The organism is Cellulomonas sp. KH9, from assembly GCF_900114185.1.
Lineage (GTDB): Bacteria > Actinomycetota > Actinomycetes > Actinomycetales > Cellulomonadaceae > Cellulomonas.
The window spans coordinates 383448-401088 of the sequence record NZ_FOSE01000003.1; the positions used below are offsets into that span (position 1 = coordinate 383448).

Genomic DNA, 17641 nt, shown 5'->3' on the forward strand with positions numbered 1-17641 from the left:
CTACCGATTCAGGTCACGAGCGGGTAACGTCCGGGTGTGCCCGTCGTCCACCGCCGCGACATCCGCCGCTGGCAGGACCGTGGGGCACGCCGACGTCGCCGGGTGCGGCTGGTCGGGAGTGCGGGGACCCTCGTCGTCGCGATGGCCGTGCTCCTGTCCGCCGCACCCGGCGCGCACGCCCCCACCCGCGAGGCCGTGACGGCGCTGCCGGACGGCGGGCTCACCTCCCGGGTGCAGGACGCCGCGTCGCGCGGCGGTGAGCGGTCGGCCGACCCCGGCCCCGCCGAGCCGTCGCCCCTGACCAGCTCCGCCGCACCGCAGACGGCGCCCGCCCCCGCGGACGGGGATGCGGAGGTGCCGCCGGCCCCCGCCGCACCGCCCGCACCGCCCGCCTCGCCCTCCCCGCAGCCGCAGCCCGCCGCGCAGCCACCCGCGGCGCCCGCCGCGCAGCCACCCGCGGCGCCCGCCGACGCCGCGAGCGCGCTCGCGGCCGAGATCGTCACGCTCACGTCCGCGGAGCGGACCGCTGCCGGGCTGCCGACCCTGGCCGTGTCGGGGTGCGCCACCGAGCAGGCCGTCGCCCGGGCCACCCTGCTGGTGACGCAGGGGCGGTTCGAGCACGACCCGCTGGGGCCGGTGCTCGAGGCGTGCTCGGCGGGCACGGTGGGGGAGAACCTGTCGCTCGGCTACCCGACGGCCCAGGGCGCCGTCGCGGGGTGGATGGCGTCGCCGGGGCACCGCGAGAACATCCTGCGTCCCGCGTACACGCAGATCGGCGTGGGGTGCGCGTCGGGTGCCAGAGGGTGGCTGTGCGCCCAGGTGTTCCTGGGCTGAGCCCGCGTCCGGAGGGCTGCGTCAGGGACCTGGGCGAGGAGCCCTGCGTGACGGGCCCTGCGTCAGCGGCCGGTGGGCGTGCCGTCCGTGGCGGGCGGCTCGGTCGGCTCGTCATCCGGGCGGACCATCGCGCCGGTGCCGTCGGGGGACAGCCGGCCGTTGCGCCGGGCCCACTGCACCCCGACGATCCCCAGCAGCACCCCGGCCGCGCACACGAGCACCCACGAGACAGGGACGACGTCCAGCAGCGAGAGCACACCGGTGACGACCAGCGCCGCCGCCCACACCACGGTGCCCGCACCCATCACCTTGGCCAGGTCGACGTCGATCGGCGGCGGTGGCGTGCGCTGCGGGTGCAGCAGCGTGTCGACGATCGGGGGCACCGTTCGATGGTAGACCGCGGTGCCCGTGCGGCCGTCGGGCGTCGCGGTGGGCACCCTGTGCGGTGCAGCCGCGTCGCCGCTCAGCGCAGCAGCGCCGCCGCGAGGGTGTCCACGGCCGGTGCCAGGGAGTTGAACGAGTCGCGGTAGACGGCGTCGGACCGGCCGATGGGGTCGACGACGTCGTCGTCGCCCGTGCCGGCCAGGTGCCGCACGCCGGCGGCCAGCGCGGGCAGCGCCCGCACGCGCTCGCCGGGGGTCGCGCCGGCCGCGTGCAGGGCGGCGGGGTCCACGTGCGCGAGCAGGCGTGCCAGCTCCAGCAGCGTGAACGTGCGGCGCACGGCGGCCGGTGCGTGCTCGACGACCGCGGACCGGTGGCCGCGGGTGAGCGCGAGCACCAGGTCGACGTCGCCCAGGACGGCCGGCGTGAGCTGACGGGCGACGAAGCCGTCGGCGCTGGCGCCCGCCGCGGTCAGCAGCGGCACCATGGGCGTGCTGACGCCCGCCCCGACCACCGCGTGGGTGCCGGCGGACTCCACGACCACGTCGGTGCCGGTCAGCCGCGCGCGCAGCAGCCGCTCGACCGCCGGTGACCGGCAGATGTTGCCGGTGCACACGGTGAGGATCCGGGCGGGCGCGGGGGGCTGCGTCATGGGGTCATCCTGCCGGACGGGACGGTCCCGACGGGTGCGCGCAGGCCGGGGTCACCCGTCCCGCCGTACGCCGTGCCGCCGCCGCGGGGGTGGCGCCCGCACGTGCGGCCGCTGCAGACGGTCACCGGTGCCGTCGGTGACCTGGCGAGCGACGCGCTGCCGACGCTCACGCACGCGGCGCGGGTGGTCGGCCCCGTGCGGCTGACCCCGGTCGACGGTCGCATCGATCTGGCGCCGCCGCAGGCCCTCGCCAGATGCTCGTTCCCCTGTCCGGTCTGTGCCGTGACCTCCTGCGCGGTGCGGACGGGGTGCGCAGAGCAGGACGACTCGGTCATCCGGGCGCCGCACCGTGGCCCGGTCGTGCCCGGCGGTTAGCATCGCCGCCGGTGCGCCCGGCGGTGCGGGCGTGCGACGACGTGAGGGTGGGGGGCGTGGCGTGGCACATCCGGGGTGGGGCGACCAGTGGGCGACCGGGCCCGTCCCCCTGGCGGGTGCACCGCGTCCGGCGGGCCGTTCCGATGCCCGTCGACGCGGTCGGCGTGGCCGGTCCCGGCGCCCGCAGCGGCAGGCGCGGCGTCGGCTGCGGGCGGCGCTGCTGTCGGTCGCGGGTGTGGTGGTGGTGCTGGCGGTCGTCGGCGGCTGGTTCGCGCGGGACGCGCTGCGGGCGCGTGACGCCCTGATGGCGGCGGCCGAGGACGTGGCCCGCATGCAGGAGCTCGTCACGGCGGGCGACGTGGCCGGTGCGCAGGCCGTGATGCCGGGTCTGCAGGAGCACGCGGCGGACGCGCACGGACGCACCGAGGGGGTGCTGTGGTCGGTGGCGGCGGCGCTGCCGTGGGCCGGCCCCAACGTGCAGGCGGTGCAGACGGTCGCGTCCGTGGTGGACGACCTGGCACAGCGCGCGCTGCCGCCCCTGGTGGAGGCGACGGCCGTGGTGGACCCGTCGGCGCTGGCGCCGTTGGACGGGCGCCTGGACGTGAGCCCGCTGGTGGCGATCGCCCCGCAGGTGACCGCCGCGGACACGGCGGTGCGCGTCGCGGGTGAGCAGCTGGCCACCGTGGCGGCGCTGGACCTGCACCCGCAGATCGCGGAGCCGGTGGCCGAGCTGCAGTCCAAGGTGGCGGCCGTGGGCGCGGATACCGCCACCGCCGCGCGGGCCGTGCAGCTGATCCCCCCGATGCTGGGCGCCGACGGGCCGCGCGACTACCTGGTGCTGGTGCAGAACAACGCCGAGCCGCGCGCGACCGGCGGCATCGCGGGTGCGGTGCTGCTGCTGCGCGCCGAGGGCGGGCGGCTGTCGGTGGTGGAGCAGCGCACGGGCGGCGAGCTCTCGGGCCTGGAGCAGCCGGTGGTCGAGCTGACGGACGTGGAGCAGGACCTGTTCGGCCCGCTGCTGGCCACGGACATGCGGGACGTGAACTTCACGCCCGACTTCCCGCGCTCCGCGCACATCGCCCAGCGCATCTGGCAGCAGCAGGTGGGCGGCCAGGTGGACGGCGTGCTCTCGGTCGACCCGGGCACGCTCGCCCTGGTGCTGGGCGCGACCGGCCCGGTGAGCCTGCCCGGCGGCGAGCTGACGGCGGACGACGTGGTCGCCCAGCTCCTCAACGAGGTGTACCTGACCATCGAGGACCCGCAGGACCAGGACGCGTTCTTCGCCGACACCGCCGCCGCGGTGTTCGCCGCCGTGGCGGGCGGCCAGGGGGACCCGGCCGGTGTGGTGAACGCGCTGGCGGAGGCGGCCCGGCAGGGCCGGCTGATGGTGTGGTCGGCGGACGACGACGAGCAGGCGCTGCTGTCCGGCACCGTGCTGGCCGGCGAGCTGCGCGGCGTGGCAGGGGACTCGCCCGTGGTCGGCGTGTTCCTCAACGACGGGACGCAGGCCAAGGTCGGGTACTACCTGGACGTCCAGGGCGGGGTCGAGTCGCTGGCGTGCAGCCCGGACGGGAGCCAGGAGCTGCGGCTGGAGATGGAATTCACCTACGCCCCGCCGGAGGACGTCGAAGAGCTTCCCGAGTATCTGCTGGGGCTGGACGAGATCGTCCGACCGGGTGAATTTCGCACCAACGCGCTGCTGTACCTGCCGAAAAACGCTCGAATGAGTGACTTGCGGATCGACGGGGAACCGGGCCATCTCCACGTCCAGGTACACGAAGGGGTGACGGTGGGGGTCGTCACCTGGGACTTCGTGCCGGGACAGAAGCGGACAATCGCCGCATCCATCACCACCAAACCCGGACAGGTGGGTGATGTCGTGCTCCGCACAACGCCCACCGCGGGAGGTTTCCAGAATGTGTCAGCGCTTTCCTCCTGTGCGGTGAGCGGTTAGTGTCGGGTCATCGTCGCTCGAGCTTGAGGGCGGCCCATGCCACTTCTTGGGGGAGTTCCACGATGAAGATCCGCCGTACGGTCGCCACGGCCGTCACTGCTGCCGCGCTCGCGCTGGCGCCGACCGCCGCGTTCGCCTACGGCGCCGAGGACTACACCAACACGGGCACGGTGTCGGACACGACGCCCGCGCTCGGCACGCCGTTCACCGTGACGGTGCAGGGGCCGGCGAACACGCCCGTCACCCTGACGATCACCACCAACCCGGCCTCGATCCCTGACTCCGCGATCACCATCGCCGGTACGCGGTCGGCGACGAAGAACACCGACGCGGCCGGTGCCGCGGCGTTCAGCGTCACGATCTCGCAGGGCGGGTCGTACACGGCGGTCGTCGTGGACGGCGTCTCGGGTGAGGTGCTCAGCACGCAGACGCTGGCTGTCGACGGTGCGACCGGCGCGGGCGGTGCCGCATCGGGTGGTGCGGGCGATCTGGCAGTCACCGGCTCGAACGCGCTGTCGATCGCGCTGGGCGCGGGTGCGCTGCTGCTCGCAGGTGCGGGCGGTGTCGTGCTCGCCAAGAAGCGCCGTGAGGGCGTCAGCGCCTGATCTAGATCGCGTACCGCACCGGTCAAAGAGACCGATGTGACACTTCGCGACACCAACGGGAAGACCCTTGCGGCCGCCGCCAGGGTCTTTCCGTGTGTCCAGGGTCGCCACGCACCCTATGGCGCGTGCGGATCACGATGACCTCGCTGGTGCCTCTAGTGAATCGGCGCGCACGGCGCGCCGAGCGAAGCGGAAGTGATTATGGAACTCAGTGACTATCTGGCGGTCGCCAGAAAGCGGTGGATCTCCATCGCTGCACTCAGCGTTGTCGGCCTGGTCCTGGGCCTGGGCATTAGCCTCATGACTACGCCGATGTACACGGCGAGCACGCAGCTCTATGTGTCGGTGCAGGGCGGCAGTTCCACCAGCGAAATGGCCCAGGGCGCAAACTTCACACGGCAACAGGTCGCGTCCTACACGAAGATTGTGACGAGCCCACTAGTCCTCGGCCCTGTGATCGACGATCTGGGCCTTGACATCAGAGCCAGCGAACTCGCTTCCCGGGTAACGTCTGATTCGCCGATCAACTCTTCACTTGTAAACATCACAGTCGCTGACTCTTCCCCGGCAGTCGCTGCGGCACTTGCGAACGCAATAGCGAGCGAATTTCGAGACGTCGTTGCAGAACTCGAGCGACCGACTGACGGAAGTCCGTCAGCGGTAAGGCTGACGGTCGTCCGCGACGCTGCGGCTCCGACGTCGCCGTCGGAGCCGAATATACAACTCAACACTCTACTGGGGCTACTCCTCGGGACGGCTCTCGGCATCGGGATTGCGATTCTCCGAGAACTTCTCGACACCGGAGTTCGGTCCGAAGCAGACCTTCCGAAAGTCACACAGGTTCCTGTCGTCGGCACGATTCTATATGATGACGATTCAACCGCTAGACCCTTGATTGTCCAGACCGACCCGCACAGCACCAGGGCCGAAGAGTTTCGCCGCCTGAGAACCAATGTGCAGTTCTTGAACGTTGCGAGCCGGCCCAGCTCCATTGTCGTCACCTCCTCGATCCCCGGCGAAGGTAAGTCGACTACGACGATCAATCTGGCTATCACGCTCGCTGAAGCGGGCAACAGGGTAGCCCTCGTGGACGCGGATCTACGCCGGCCGACGGTAGCTAAGTACCTGGGTCTGGAAGGCGCGGCTGGCCTCACAACGATTCTCATCGGCCGCGCGAGACTCGCGGACGTTGTGCAGTCTTGGGGCAACGGGAACCTCACTGTGATTCCCTCGGGGCAGATTCCTCCAAACCCGAGCGAGTTGCTCGGCTCCCAGGCGATGTCGACCCTCGTACGAGAACTTGTCGCCGCATACGACGTCGTCCTCATCGACACTCCGCCCTTGCTCCCGGTCACGGACGCCGCTGTGCTCGCCAAGGTTGCAGGTGGGGTGCTAGTAGTCGTGGGGGCCGGCAAGATCAATCGAAATCAGCTGTCTGCGGCGCTTGGCGCTCTATCAAGTGTGGGAGCCAAGACCCTTGGCGTGGTAGTCAACCGTGAACCGCGCCGTCGAACGAGCGCGTACGGCTACTATCGCTATGACTCGACCGAGACCACTCGGCAGGCAGGGAAAAATCGGGGAAAGCAAACCCCTCGTCGCGCCGCCCGCGGCCGGACGGAGGCGCGCCCTTCGGCTGGCCTGCGCCCAGGCGGTTCGGAGCTCCGGGAGGGCCCCTCGGCGGTCGCATGGCCGGCGGTGCGATCTGGTGGGACGTCCCCCGGCCAGCCGCAGGGCGGGAGCTCGCCTCATCATCAGCCCGGTCGGAACTGAGTGGCGTGTCAGACTACCCGGCTGGCACCACGGAGGAATTCGCCAATCGCGAGTTCGGGGAACGTAGATGACGGGGCTCATTGTTCATGAATGGATCGCGCGGTCCGGGGGATCCGAAAAGGTCGTTGAATCATTCATGCGAGTTTTCCCGGATGCGCCAGTTAGGTGCCTCTGGGACGAGACCGGAGCGCACGATCCCCGGATTCAGCCGAGTTGGATCTCCCGAACGTCTCTTCGCCGAAATAAGGCGCTAGCCCTCCCGTTTATGCCTATCACCTGGCGCACTCTGCCGCCTACGGACGCAGACTGGATGCTGATCAGTTCACATCTCTTCGCCCATCACGCCAAGGTTCGTGGGCGTAACGATCCCAAGAAATTTGTGTACGTCCACACCCCTGCGCGCTACATCTGGAACCCTGAACTCGACGAGCGAGGAAACGCCGCACTCGTGCGCGCCGTCGCCCCAGCGCTTAGGACGTTGGACAGACGCCGCGCCAACGAGGGTGCCGATCTCGCGGCAAATAGCCGTTTTGTGCAACGTCGAATCAGAGACGCCTGGGGCGTCGACGCGCGGGTCATTTATCCCCCGGTCGACGTGGGTCGCATCTCCTCGGTTCCGGAATGGCATGTCAATCTATCGCCTGCCGATAGAGAGTGCTATGAGCAGTTGCCAGATCAGTTCCTGCTCGGCGCATCTAGGTTTGTCTCGTACAAACGCCTAGACGATGTAATTCGCTTGGCCGCAATGACCCGGGTCCCCGTTGTGCTTGCGGGGGGCGGGCCTGAAGCCTCGCGGCTGCGTGAGTTCGCGAGGGAGTTGCGGGCGGAGGTCACGTTCATTGAACGGCCCTCTGATGCGCTGCTATACGCACTATATCAGCGCTGCTTGGCCTACGTTTTCCCGCCCGTTGAGGATTTTGGAATTATGCCCGTGGAGGCGATGGCTGCTGGCGCAGTGGTGATCGCGAACAGACAGGGCGGCGCCGCCGAATCGGTCCAAGATGGGAAGACCGGTGCCCTGGTCGATTTTCGGTCAAAAGAAGATCTCACACGAGCTGTGGATTCGCTTGGAAGGCTCGACCCGTCCGCATCGAAGGCGCGCGCGAAGCACTTCGCGCATGACAGATTCGAGAATGAAATCGCGAGATGGGTCGCGGGGGATCCGCTAGCGGACGGAGCGCGGCCATGACCAGGATTGCAGTATTGATTGTCAATTTCCGCAGTGCTGCTCATGTCGCGAATCTCCTCGCCGATCTTTCCGCCCAGCCCGCGTCTGGTCAACTGATCGTGTCGATCGTCGACAACTCGTTGGATGAAGATGAACGACTCAGGCTTGAACGGATGGCAGAGGCGCATTCGGGAACATTCCGACTTATACGAGTGACAGCTGCGGCTGACAACCTCGGGTATGCAGGGGGAAACAACCTGGCGTATCGCTCAGTCGAGGCCGAGCAGTTCGACTTTGTCAGTGTCGTCAACCCCGATGTTCGAATCTTGGCGGGGTCGGTGGTCCAACTATCGCAGGCGTGCACGTCAAGCAGCTGGGCGATCGCTGTACCTGAAACAAGCCACGCTGGATCCGTGTCGGACGGCCGGGCGGCGATAGACCGCTTCTCGGGACGCACCCGACAGATGAGCCGGGCGGAGGCGCCTGGTTCTCGGTGGATCGTGTACCCGGCTGGCCATTTTCTGATGATGAACCGCGATCTGTGGGTGCGGTCGGAGGGCCTCTCAGAGGACTACTTCTTGTATGCGGAGGAAGTGGACCTAGTTCTGCGTCTCGGGGACCGCGCCGAGATTGTGCCTAGCGATTCGTTGCTTGTAGCACATTCCGTCGGCGCAAGTACGGGTTCGTCGGAGCACGGGAAGTCGCAAGTAACCCTGTACCATGCCGCGCGAAGCAAAGTCGTGCTCTTTCAGCGCCACGCGAGCCTCCGGCCGTATGTCCCCCTTCTTGTAGTCGCGAGGCTGGCGTTCGCCGTTGTCAACGGACGACAGGGGTGGGCGGCTGCCCGGGGTGTTCTCGCGGGCCTACGTTATAGGCCGAGCGGGCCCACGAGGCTCACGTCTCCTACAGGGAAATGACCTATGGATTTCTGGGCGCTTTCGTCTATCGCGCTTCTCGCAGTATGCATCTTGTGGCGTTCGACGTTTGGGTTCGCACTCGTCGCCGCCGTCCAGCAGGTTTTCCGCGTCGCGGGCTTGACAATGCTCGCCGACTCCGGGCAGGCGCAGTACTCGACGGCCTGGATGTTCCTCGCATCGGTGGTCGCGTTCCTCACTGGCTACTTCACGAGTGAGTTCTTTCTTCGTAACCTGCCCGCCAGGCCCACGCGCGCTCTGGCCCCCCTGCGCGAGAGTGCAGTCTGGGCCATTGTTCTCGTTGCTGGTGCGCTGGGTACGTACCATCTGTTCGTCGGCGGGTTGCCCATCTTCTCCGACAACATCGAGACGGAGAGATTCGATTTCAGTTCGTCTGGCCTATTTGGCATTCCCGGGCGCATGTACTTGTTCGGTATCCCGATCGCGTGGGTCATAGCTTCGGCCAACGCGCGCGCTCTGGGGATGGCATGGCCAACCTATCGTCCTTGGCGAGTTGCGACCGCCGCCTTGGTCCTCACAACCCTCTTGAGCGGTTTCAAGGGGGACGCGATGTCCTTGGTCCTCACCATCGTTGCGCTCTACATCATCATATCGGGTACCCGAATCACACTCGGTGAGATGGTAAGGCGATTCTGGTGGACCGGCGCCCTCGCCGTGGGCTATTTCGCGGCAGTCGCGGCGCTGTACCCGACATACTCAGCTAGCGGGCAGTCTGTATGGGTCCAACTCTCGCGCCGGCTGACAACCGTCCCGGCGGAACCTGTCGCCTATGCCATCGAAGGCTATGCGCACATTAGTGCTAATGTGCCGGTCTTTTCAGATCTTGGGTACTTCATTCGAAAGTACTCGGGAAACGAGGCGCCGGGCAGCTATTCGTTCGAGCGCGCCGTATCTGCATCAATGATCGGGGTCGACCCGGCGTCATCGGCGTGGACGACACCGGTGACCGTCAGCGGCTTCGCAGAGGCGTACGTGTCGTTCGGATTTGCGATCGCGTTGATCATGATCCTCCTTGCTGGCGTCGCACTTTCTTACTTCGAGTCGGCTCAGCAACGTTCCACTACAGGTCTCGTGGCACGCGCGGTCTTCGGACTCATGATCACGGGGTGGCTGGCCAAGGGCGGGCTCGCTTACCACGCCGTGAACTATGTAGCAGTCGTTGCTTTCCTTGCCGCCATAGGAACGTGTGCGGCCGTGCTGTTACCAGGACAATCGCACCGACGTTCCATCGCGTCGTTCCCGTGAACGCGGACCGCTTATCGGCGGCTTGCTGCATGGGCTCCGCCGTTCGGACCCGGTGCGGCTCTTGCACACGAAAGGATGGTGGAGATGATGACGGCATCTGCGCAATCCCTACCCGCCGCCATTTTTCTGATGTCTGGCATGGTATCGTGATTGTGTCCGCGTGCTAGTAGACAAATACCTTCGAGGACAGCGAGAGTTATGCGACCCTCTGTAAGCGTTGTGATCCCGACGATCGGTCGGGACAGGTTGCGCGACGCGGTGGCCTCGGTCATGGCGCAGAGCTTCCCAGTGCACGAGGTCATCGTCTGTGTGGATTCGGACGCTGACGTGACTTCACTGCTTCCTGTCGATCCTCGCGTGCGCGCCCTACGTGTCGGGCCCGGCGCGGGCGGCAATGCGGCGCGGCAGTGCGGCGTGATGGCGGCGACAGGAGATTTGGTGGCGCTGCTGGACGATGACGATCTCTGGGCAGCAGAAAAGCTCACGACTCAGCTAGAGCTAATCGGTCCCGCCCGGCTCGACCGCAGTGACTGGATAGCCACATCCAGACTTGTTGCACGCTCTCGGGAGCGTGATGAGATATGGCCCGCGCGTTTGATCGAGCACGACGAGAGCGTCACCGAGTATATATGCCGAAAGCATAGAATTAAGGGAGGACAAGGGTTCATTCAGGCGTCCACTTTGCTCTTCCCTCGTAGCCTGGCCTTGCGTGTGCCGTTCGACGAGAGTCTGAGATTTCACCAGGACGTCGCGTGGCTTCTCGACGTGGATCAAAGAACCCCTAGCCTTGAGATCGTCCAGGCCGACGAGGCGTTAACGGTGTATGTGATCGGTGAGCCGTCGATCTCAGGTGGTACCGGGATCGCCGCAAAGGACTCGGCTATGTGGGCGGAGGCCAGAATAACCGGCGACGGTCGGAGCCTTGGCGACTTCATTCTGACAACGTCTACGATATATGCAGCCAGGCGCGGCTCGCCCGCGGAGGTCTTGTCGACCATCCGCAGAGGAGTATCGGTCGGAAGTCCGGGCGTAGCGGCCTTCGGCTTCGCGGCGTATCAATTCGTCAGAGCGACGCTACTGATGCTTCGAAAGTAGATCATGTCCCCGGCGGCCGGCCCCATTGGACGGTTCGCGGTTCCGATTCGTTTCGCATAGACAGATCTGGGCAAGACGAGAGGTAATTGTGGCTACAACTAGATTCGCCTCCGTCACGGGCGGTTACACGAACATTGGTGACGCTGTTATCCGGCGGGCGGCCTACGAGTGGATATCCGCGGACGAAGGTGTCGTTGTGTACGCACGTGACGCACCGGATGTCTGGGATTCCCAGTTGGGGCTGTCAGAGGGCGACGAGGTGTTTCGGGAGGGTCGGGCGCGATGGCTGAAGGCCGTTATTCGGGCAGAGCGTCCTCGCGTGGTGTTCGAGCCTGGCGAGATCTTGCTGGATCGCAGGGCAATACCTCGCGAGATTGCTTTCGCAGTTGCTGCTGTGATTGCCCGGCTGCGTGGCGGGGCTGTGGTTCTGCCGCCCCGAGCGATCGTGGGCAACAGTAGGGCGTCTCTGGCTGCGCATCGTCTGCATTGCCGGTTCGCAAGCCGCGTGTACTGGCGCGACCAAGTGAGTTTCAGAAAGATCGGTGTAGGAACTGTGGTTCCGGATATCGCCTTCGGGTGCGACATTCGGGACGGGCTGCCGTGGGATGACCGCGAAACGCTCGTCGTCAGTCTTCGAGGCGATAGGCCTTCGCCGAGCGCGGCGTGGTTCACAGCAGTGGATGCGTGGTCCAAGTCGAACGGCCTGCGTGTCGTAACGGTCGCTCAGGTGGTCGAGGACGAAGACCGAGCTATGTCGATCGCGAACCAGCTCGGCGCAGTCCACTACCGCTGGACGGATACGCCAGACGTCCACGAAGAGCGGGTGCGCGAGCTGTACGGTAGTGCCAGGATGGTTATCTCCGACAGGCTTCACGTACTGGTGCTCGCCAGCCTTGGCGGTGCAGTTCCGACGGAAATGGTGACTGGTCCGCGTCAGAAGGTACGATCCCACTTCGCCCAGATTGGGCTGGAGGGTATTTCTCTGGATCTTAGCGAGACGAGCACGGCGGAAGCGACAGAGTTTCTCAGTGCTCAGTTGCTGAGGAGGAGCGAAGTGCGGGCGCGGGTGCGTGAGGCGCACGACGAGATCCGAGATCTCAAGACTTCTGTCGAAAGACTGTTCGTGGCCTGAGAGGAACGACGCTGCGCCCTCCGTGGCGGCTAGTTGTACTTACGGGGGACGTTGGCCAATCGGGTGACCGGTGGTTTGTTCTCGTAGGCGGTGTGGGGTCGGTGATGGTTGTACTCGTGGAGCCACGCTGCCAGGGCGGTCCGGCGTTCGGCCTCTGAGGTGTAGGCGACGCGAGAGCGGTCGTCGATGACGGTGTGGACGAACGCGTGAGCCATCTTCGGGTTGGAGTGCCTGTTTTTGGGTTTGCCGGGCGTGGCCGCACGGTTGCGCTCGCCCTGGGCGCGCCCCACGAGACGCCAGCCCCACTCCCCGGTCAGTACAGCTAGTAGGGGCAAGCAAGCGCGAGGGTGGTTGCGGCCGCGGTGACAGTCACTGTTCAGGCTCGGGGGCGGCTGAACTGCGCTTGACGTGAGAGTCACCGAGCTAGGCCCGGTGAGTTGGGGCCCGCGGGCACACTTGCGCGCGGGTCGCCGGCCACGGCGCTGCTGGCAGTCCAGCCGGGGGTCATGACGCCCGGACGCCGTCACTTGCGCGCTCTATCTCATCGGCACGGGAACGAGCGACCAGCCGCGGGGGCATTGCCATTGACGCCGTTCGACGCGTTGGTAAGTTCGGCGTCGTCATGTTCCCTGCGGCTGAACAGTTCGGACTGCTGCGCTGGTTGTCCTGCCAGCGACGGCGCCGTGGCCGATGTCGTCCTGGTGCATCCAACGCGGCACGCGCTCCACGGGACTTCGAAGCCGGCGGTTACGCCGGGCACGCTGAGGTCGTCACAGGGTGGCCCGGGCGCCATGAGGCTCGAACCCGAGCGCAAATCTGGGCGCGGCGACGTCCCTCCAGAGGGACAAATATTCCACAAATGGGCGTTCAGAAGGCTCGTGACGATGCCCAGTTATGAGCAGGTCCGGTCATGCTTTCGAGCCGCGGTGAACGCCGCCGCCATGATGGGGACGTAGGCGAGGGTCCACGTTGCCGAGGTCACTACGCACGTGATGACCAGGTCCCCGGTCAACGCGGACGAGGCGCTCAGTGCGGTGAGTATTGCCACGAGTCTGCATATCTGCAGGCCCAATAGCTGACGCTCGTAACCAAGTGGAATCATTAGAGTCGTGGCCGGCAGGGCGACGATCTGAACGCTAAGCGGTATGGCAAATATCGCTGTGAGGTCGCCTGCACGCTGCCATCCCGGTCCTAATACGGGTTCCGCGAGCAGTGGGGCGCAAGTGATGAGCGCGACTGAAGCGATGGCGGCGCCGATGGACGTCTTTACTACCTGGGTCCGCAGAAGGCTCACGAGGCCGGATCGTCGGTGGCGTATGAGCGGCGCGGCGGCACCGAGTGCGATCTGGGACAAGGCCTGGCCAAGGAGGGTCGCCGGGGCCCCGGCAATTCTTTGCCCAATTGCGATTTGGGCCGACGCGCCGGGACCAAGCGTCCAGAATGATCCGATGATCACCGCTTGGGTAGACGCCGACGCCACGGTTGCAGAGAGAATGGCACTCGCCGTGCGCTGCTGATTGCGCTCTCCGCCCGCTCTCTCATCTTGAAATTGAATTCGTGGTGCCCTTGTCAAGGCCGTTGCGACGAAGCGGCCCAGGAGCATCGCCGCGGCGATACCGAGTGCGCTCGGGAGAACGGCGGCAACGGCAACCTGTATGGCGGCCGTCAGTGCGCCCGCCAGCAGGTTGCGCATGGCCAGTCGGCGCAGTTGGCCCACACGAATGAGATAAGCGTTCTCGATTGTCAGCATGGCTATCGACGCGAGAACCAGAGCTGCCGCGGCAAGGGTTTCGCCTAGCCTTGGTGCTTCGATGTATATCGCGATAATCGATAGCGCAAGGAGGATCGCGCTACAGATGAGCGAGAAGCGAATCGCGCTGGAGCGCTGCTTCCTCGAGTCAAGGATATTGCTCACAGGTATGAGCAGTTCTCGGCGGAGCGTAGCGAGAGGTTGGATTATGAGCGCAATGGAGAATCCGGCCTGATAGATGCCCATTTCGTCCGGAGGGACCAGCCGCGTCAGGAACGGGATTGCTCCGAGCATAGCTATTTGACCGACGATCTGGCCTATAATGAGTTCCTGGGAGTGTCGACTCATGCGGTGTCTACACTTGCCCCATTGCGCGCGCCCATCGACCTGCCTTTTGCTTCGGGATGACTGAGGGGTAGCAGTCTAGTTTATATCTAGCGCCACTTTCTGCGAATTTTGAGGATGGCGGCGGTGGCCTCCGCAGAGTCTCGGGCTTCGGCAGATCTCACCAGGCGCCGGTAGACGACACCACGGCCCGGGCAGTCCGGGCCAGGATCATCAAGTCGCCGAACGGTGTCCAGTTCTCTACATATGCGACGTCGAGGCGGATCGCCGTCGACGGGTCGAGGCTTGACCTACCCGATACCTGCCAGAGCCCGGTGAGTCCGGGCTTGACGAGCAGCCGGCGGTGAGCCGCGCGGTCGTAGGTCGCGACTTCCGCCGCGATCTGGGGTCGCGGACCGACGAGACTCATCTCGCCTCGCAGTACGTTTAGAAGCTGAGGGAGTTCGTCAAGGGAGTATCGCCGAAGCACGCGGCCAACTCTTGTGACGCGTGGGTCGTTCGTGGGCTTGTAGAAGGCGCGAAGACTGTCTGTTCCTTCGGCGGCGAGGACCTCGCCAAGACGCTCGTGTGCACGGTCCTGCATCGACCGGAATTTCAGCATTTTGAATGTGCGGCCGTCCTTTCCGATGCGCTCCTGCTTGTACAGGACCGGTCCGCGGCTCGTGGCCTTCACCAGAATGGCAAGGGTGAGGAGCAGTGGTGCGATGGCGATGATGATCAGCAGTGCCCCGATCCAGTCGAAGGCTGACTTGACCAGGTACTTCGAGCCGGTGAAGCGCGCCTCGTCGACATACATCAGTGGCAAACCGTTGACAGGCTGCATTAGGACACGGGGTCCAGCGACGTCGGTCAGGTTGAGTGTGACGGCCATATCGACTCCGCTTCCCTCGAGGTCCCAGGCGAGGGCGCGCACTTCCTCGTGCGACATCGAGTAGGAGCCTGCGACGGCGACTGCCGTGACCCGGTGACGCCGAGCGAGTTCGGCGGCTCGGGTGTGACTGCCCAGGACTGGTACTCCTAGGACGTGCTCGACGGCGCGTGCCTCGTCCGCGCCCACGAGGCATACGCCAGCAACCTCGTACCCGGCGCGCGGGTTGCGGTGGAACTGGTCGATGAGAGTCTCGACGTTGGTGCGCGGGCCGACTACGAGCACGGTGGAGCGGTCGTGCCCCGCGTCGCGGCGGCGGTGCAGCCGAGAACGCCAGGCGAATCGGCCGGCCAGGACGAGGGCCAGACCGAGAGGCGCGGCGATACCCAGGTACCCCCGCCCGAAGTCCATGCGCAGCAGGAAGCCGATCACCGCGACAGCGGCGAAGAGGTGCCACGTGACCTCGACTACGCGGCTGAACTCGTTGGTCCCGGTCCCCACCAACCGGCGGTCGCGGGTGCGCCCGACCGTCAACCCGGCGAACCAGGCGATGAACAGGACGACCGACACCGCGAGGTAGGTCGGGGAGAACTCCCCCGACACCACAGCTCGCCCGTCGAGGGGGAACCGCACGGCGTAGGCGATGCCGAGCGCGACCGCGAGGGCGACAGCGTCAGTGACCGCCACCCGGTCCGCGTACGCCCGCGCCCAGTGCGGTGCGGGCACCGCGGCGTGCTCCCCGATCGGGGTACCTCTACGGTCCGTGTCCACCGCCGTGTTCATGAGCCCCCCTTTGCTGCTGCAGCGAGATATTCATCGCTATCGCAGTTAGGGGGTGCACGCTAACGGAAGCGTGTTACGCGGTATCGCTCAAACTCCGACATTTGCGATCGTTTCAACCCAAGCCGTCTCACGCTCCGAAGGGATTTCACCCGTGGTGATGACTCGTGACACCCCTCGATGACGGATGAGAGGTGAGCGTCCTCACTGCGGACGCGGTACGGCGCGGTAACCCGCCTCTGCCACACTGCGGCCCATGGCGACCACTCCCTCTGCGGAGAAGCCCGTCGACGCTCCCGCAGGCGCCCCCCGCAACGGCGTCGACCGCTTCTTCAAGATCACCGAGCGAGGCTCCACCATCGGCGCCGAGGTGCGCGGTGGACTCGTGACCTTCTTCACGATGAGCTACATCATCGTGCTCAACCCGCTCATCCTGGGCTTCGTGCCGGACGGCACGGGGGAGTTCCTGGGTGGCGGCCCGGGTGACGGCAGCAACCTGCCGCTCATCGCCGCGGCGACCGCGCTGGTCGCCGGTGTCCTGTCGATCCTCATGGGCCTCGTGGCCAACTTCCCCATGGCGCTGGCCGCGGGCCTCGGCCTCAACGCGGTCGTGGCCTTCACCATCGCGGCGATCCCGGGCGTGTCCTGGGCGGACGCCATGGGCATCGTCGTCCTCGAGGGCCTGATCATCACGGTCCTGGTGCTCACCGGGTTCCGCACGGCCGTGTTCCGGGCCGTCCCGCGTGAGCTGAAGGTCGCGATCGGCGTCGGCATCGGCCTGTTCATCACGCTCATCGGCTTCGTCAACGGCGGGTTCGTCCGCCAGGGTGGCGGCACGCCGCTCGAGCTGGGCATCGGTGGCTCCCTCGCGGGTTGGCCGTCGCTCGTGTTCGTCCTCGGCCTGGTCCTGGCGATCGTCCTCATGGTCAAGCGCGTGCGCGGCGGCCTGCTGATCGCCGTCGTCGGCACCACCGTGATCGCCGTGATCGTCGAGGCCATCGCGGAGATCGGCGACCAGGCCGGCGGCGAGAACCCCGTCGGCTGGCACCAGAACGTGCCCGCCGTGCCCGACGCGATCGCGTCCGTGCCGGACCTGTCGCTGCTCGGTCAGTTCTCGCTGTTCGGTGCCGTCGGCCAGATCGGCGTCCTCGCCGTGGCGCTGCTCGTCTTCTCGATCCTGCTCGCCGACTTCTTCGACACGATGGGCACCATGGTCGCCGTCGGGTCGGAGGCCAAGCTGCTCGACGAGGGCGGCAACCCCCCGCGCAGCAAGCAGATCCTGCTCGTCGACTCCCTGGGTGCCGTCGCCGGTGGTGTCGGGTCCGTCTCGTCCAACACCGCGTACGTCGAGTCGACGTCCGGTGTCGCCGAGGGCGCCCGCACCGGCCTCGCGTCCGTCGTCACCGGCATCGCGTTCCTGCTCGCGACGTTCCTGTCGCCGCTGGTCGCGATGGTCCCGTCCGAGGCGGCCGCGCCCGTCCTCGTCGTCGTCGGCTTCCTCATGGTCACGCAGATCACCGGCGTGGACTGGAAGTCCCCCGAGATCGCGGTCCCCGCGTTCCTCACGCTCGTGCTCATGCCGTTCACCTACTCGATCACCACGGGCATCGGCGCGGGGTTCATCGCGTTCGTGCTCATCAAGGTCGCGGTCGGCAAGGCCCGGCAGGTGCACCCGCTCATGTGGTTCGCAGCGCTGGCATTCGTCGTGTACTTCACCCTCGGCCCCATCCAGGAGCTGATCGGCCTGTAACG

General features: G+C 66.5%; 14 protein-coding genes and 1 pseudogene. 10 read left to right on the plus strand and 5 right to left on the minus strand.

Translation table 11 applies throughout. From position 1 onward, the window contains the following. Nucleotides 1-36 precede the first annotated feature (36 nt). Nucleotides 37-834 (plus strand): CAP domain-containing protein, encoded by a 798-nt coding sequence (locus BMZ16_RS11645; protein ID WP_089800601.1) that lies wholly within the window; start codon nt 37-39, stop codon nt 832-834. A gap of 62 nt (nt 835-896) precedes the next feature. Here the strand turns inward: BMZ16_RS11645 and BMZ16_RS11650 are convergent, their stop codons facing one another. Continuing rightward, the gene (locus BMZ16_RS11650; RefSeq protein WP_143082810.1) at nt 897-1217 is read right to left on the minus strand and encodes a DUF2530 domain-containing protein; all 321 of its coding nucleotides are present in this window, start codon (nt 1215-1217) and stop codon (nt 897-899) included. A gap of 80 nt (nt 1218-1297) precedes the next feature. Beyond that, nucleotides 1298-1867 carry an arsenate reductase/protein-tyrosine-phosphatase family protein gene (locus tag BMZ16_RS11655; RefSeq protein WP_089800603.1) on the minus strand — a complete coding sequence of 190 codons (570 nt, stop codon included), beginning with the start codon at nt 1865-1867 and terminating at the stop codon, nt 1298-1300. Nucleotides 1868-2303: 436 nt separating this feature from the next. Here BMZ16_RS11655 and BMZ16_RS11665 point away from each other — a divergent pair, with 436 nt between their 5' ends. The 8 genes from BMZ16_RS11665 to BMZ16_RS18960 all read left to right on the plus strand — a co-directional run bounded on the left by BMZ16_RS11665 (nt 2304) and on the right by BMZ16_RS18960 (nt 12146). After that, nucleotides 2304-4196 (plus strand): DUF4012 domain-containing protein, encoded by a 1893-nt coding sequence (locus BMZ16_RS11665; protein WP_143082811.1) that lies wholly within the window; start codon nt 2304-2306, stop codon nt 4194-4196. 62 nt (nt 4197-4258) lie between these two features. After that, entirely contained in the window at nt 4259-4801 is a 543-nt protein-coding gene (locus tag BMZ16_RS11670) for an LPXTG cell wall anchor domain-containing protein (RefSeq protein WP_089800609.1), read from the plus strand. Nucleotides 4802-5002: 201 nt separating this feature from the next. Beyond that, nucleotides 5003-6571, plus strand: coding sequence for a tyrosine-protein kinase domain-containing protein (locus BMZ16_RS11675; RefSeq protein WP_089801082.1), 1569 nt, complete (start codon nt 5003-5005; stop codon nt 6569-6571). A 310-nt stretch (nt 6572-6881) separates the two neighbouring features. Continuing rightward, the gene (locus BMZ16_RS11680; protein WP_255366586.1) at nt 6882-7760 is read left to right on the plus strand and encodes a glycosyltransferase; all 879 of its coding nucleotides are present in this window, start codon (nt 6882-6884) and stop codon (nt 7758-7760) included. Further along, entirely contained in the window at nt 7757-8656 is a 900-nt protein-coding gene (locus BMZ16_RS20045; RefSeq protein WP_177199678.1) for a glycosyltransferase family 2 protein, read from the plus strand. The genes BMZ16_RS11680 and BMZ16_RS20045 overlap by 4 nt, the downstream gene beginning before the upstream one ends. A gap of 3 nt (nt 8657-8659) precedes the next feature. Continuing rightward, a complete protein-coding gene (locus tag BMZ16_RS11690; protein ID WP_089800613.1) occupies nt 8660-9919 on the plus strand; it encodes a hypothetical protein in 1260 nt (419 codons plus the stop codon). Nucleotides 9920-10117: 198 nt separating this feature from the next. Continuing rightward, entirely contained in the window at nt 10118-11014 is an 897-nt protein-coding gene (locus tag BMZ16_RS11695; RefSeq protein WP_089800615.1) for a glycosyltransferase family 2 protein, read from the plus strand. 319 nt (nt 11015-11333) lie between these two features. Continuing rightward, entirely contained in the window at nt 11334-12146 is an 813-nt protein-coding gene (locus tag BMZ16_RS18960; protein ID WP_177199680.1) for a polysaccharide pyruvyl transferase family protein, read from the plus strand. A gap of 29 nt (nt 12147-12175) precedes the next feature. Here BMZ16_RS18960 and BMZ16_RS11705 read toward each other — a convergent pair. The 3 genes and pseudogenes from BMZ16_RS11705 to BMZ16_RS11715 all read right to left on the minus strand — a co-directional run. Then, a pseudogene (locus tag BMZ16_RS11705) lies at nt 12176-12448 on the minus strand (integrase core domain-containing protein); the annotation flags it as partial. A gap of 590 nt (nt 12449-13038) precedes the next feature. Further along, entirely contained in the window at nt 13039-14244 is a 1206-nt protein-coding gene (locus BMZ16_RS11710; RefSeq protein WP_143082813.1) for a lipopolysaccharide biosynthesis protein, read from the minus strand. A 157-nt stretch (nt 14245-14401) separates the two neighbouring features. Beyond that, complete coding sequence (locus BMZ16_RS11715; protein WP_089800622.1) at nt 14402-15892, minus strand: sugar transferase; 1491 nt, start codon at nt 15890-15892, stop codon at nt 14402-14404. Nucleotides 15893-16145: 253 nt separating this feature from the next. On the opposite strand from BMZ16_RS11715, the gene BMZ16_RS11720 reads away from it, so the two are divergent. Next, nucleotides 16146-17639: an NCS2 family permease gene (locus tag BMZ16_RS11720; protein WP_089800624.1), complete on the plus strand. Its 1494-nt coding sequence runs from the start codon at nt 16146-16148 to the stop codon at nt 17637-17639. The last annotated feature ends 2 nt before the right edge of the window (nt 17640-17641 follow it).

Bases quoted from the DNA above. Each gene is read 5' to 3' on its own strand.
- BMZ16_RS11715 (WP_089800622.1), bottom strand. From the start codon at position 15,892: ATGAACACGGCGGTGGACACGGACCGTAGAGGTACCCCGATCGGGGAG.
- BMZ16_RS11690 (WP_089800613.1), top strand. From the start codon at position 8,660: ATGGATTTCTGGGCGCTTTCGTCTATCGCGCTTCTCGCAGTATGCATC.
- BMZ16_RS11675 (WP_089801082.1), top strand. From the start codon at position 5,003: ATGGAACTCAGTGACTATCTGGCGGTCGCCAGAAAGCGGTGGATCTCC.
- BMZ16_RS11710 (WP_143082813.1), bottom strand. From the start codon at position 14,244: ATGAGTCGACACTCCCAGGAACTCATTATAGGCCAGATCGTCGGTCAA.
- BMZ16_RS11655 (WP_089800603.1), bottom strand. From the start codon at position 1,867: ATGACGCAGCCCCCCGCGCCCGCCCGGATCCTCACCGTGTGCACCGGC.
- BMZ16_RS20045 (WP_177199678.1), top strand. From the start codon at position 7,757: ATGACCAGGATTGCAGTATTGATTGTCAATTTCCGCAGTGCTGCTCAT.
- BMZ16_RS11720 (WP_089800624.1), top strand. From the start codon at position 16,146: ATGGCGACCACTCCCTCTGCGGAGAAGCCCGTCGACGCTCCCGCAGGC.
- BMZ16_RS11680 (WP_255366586.1), top strand. From the start codon at position 6,882: ATGCTGATCAGTTCACATCTCTTCGCCCATCACGCCAAGGTTCGTGGG.
- BMZ16_RS11670 (WP_089800609.1), top strand. From the start codon at position 4,259: ATGAAGATCCGCCGTACGGTCGCCACGGCCGTCACTGCTGCCGCGCTC.
- BMZ16_RS11695 (WP_089800615.1), top strand. From the start codon at position 10,118: ATGCGACCCTCTGTAAGCGTTGTGATCCCGACGATCGGTCGGGACAGG.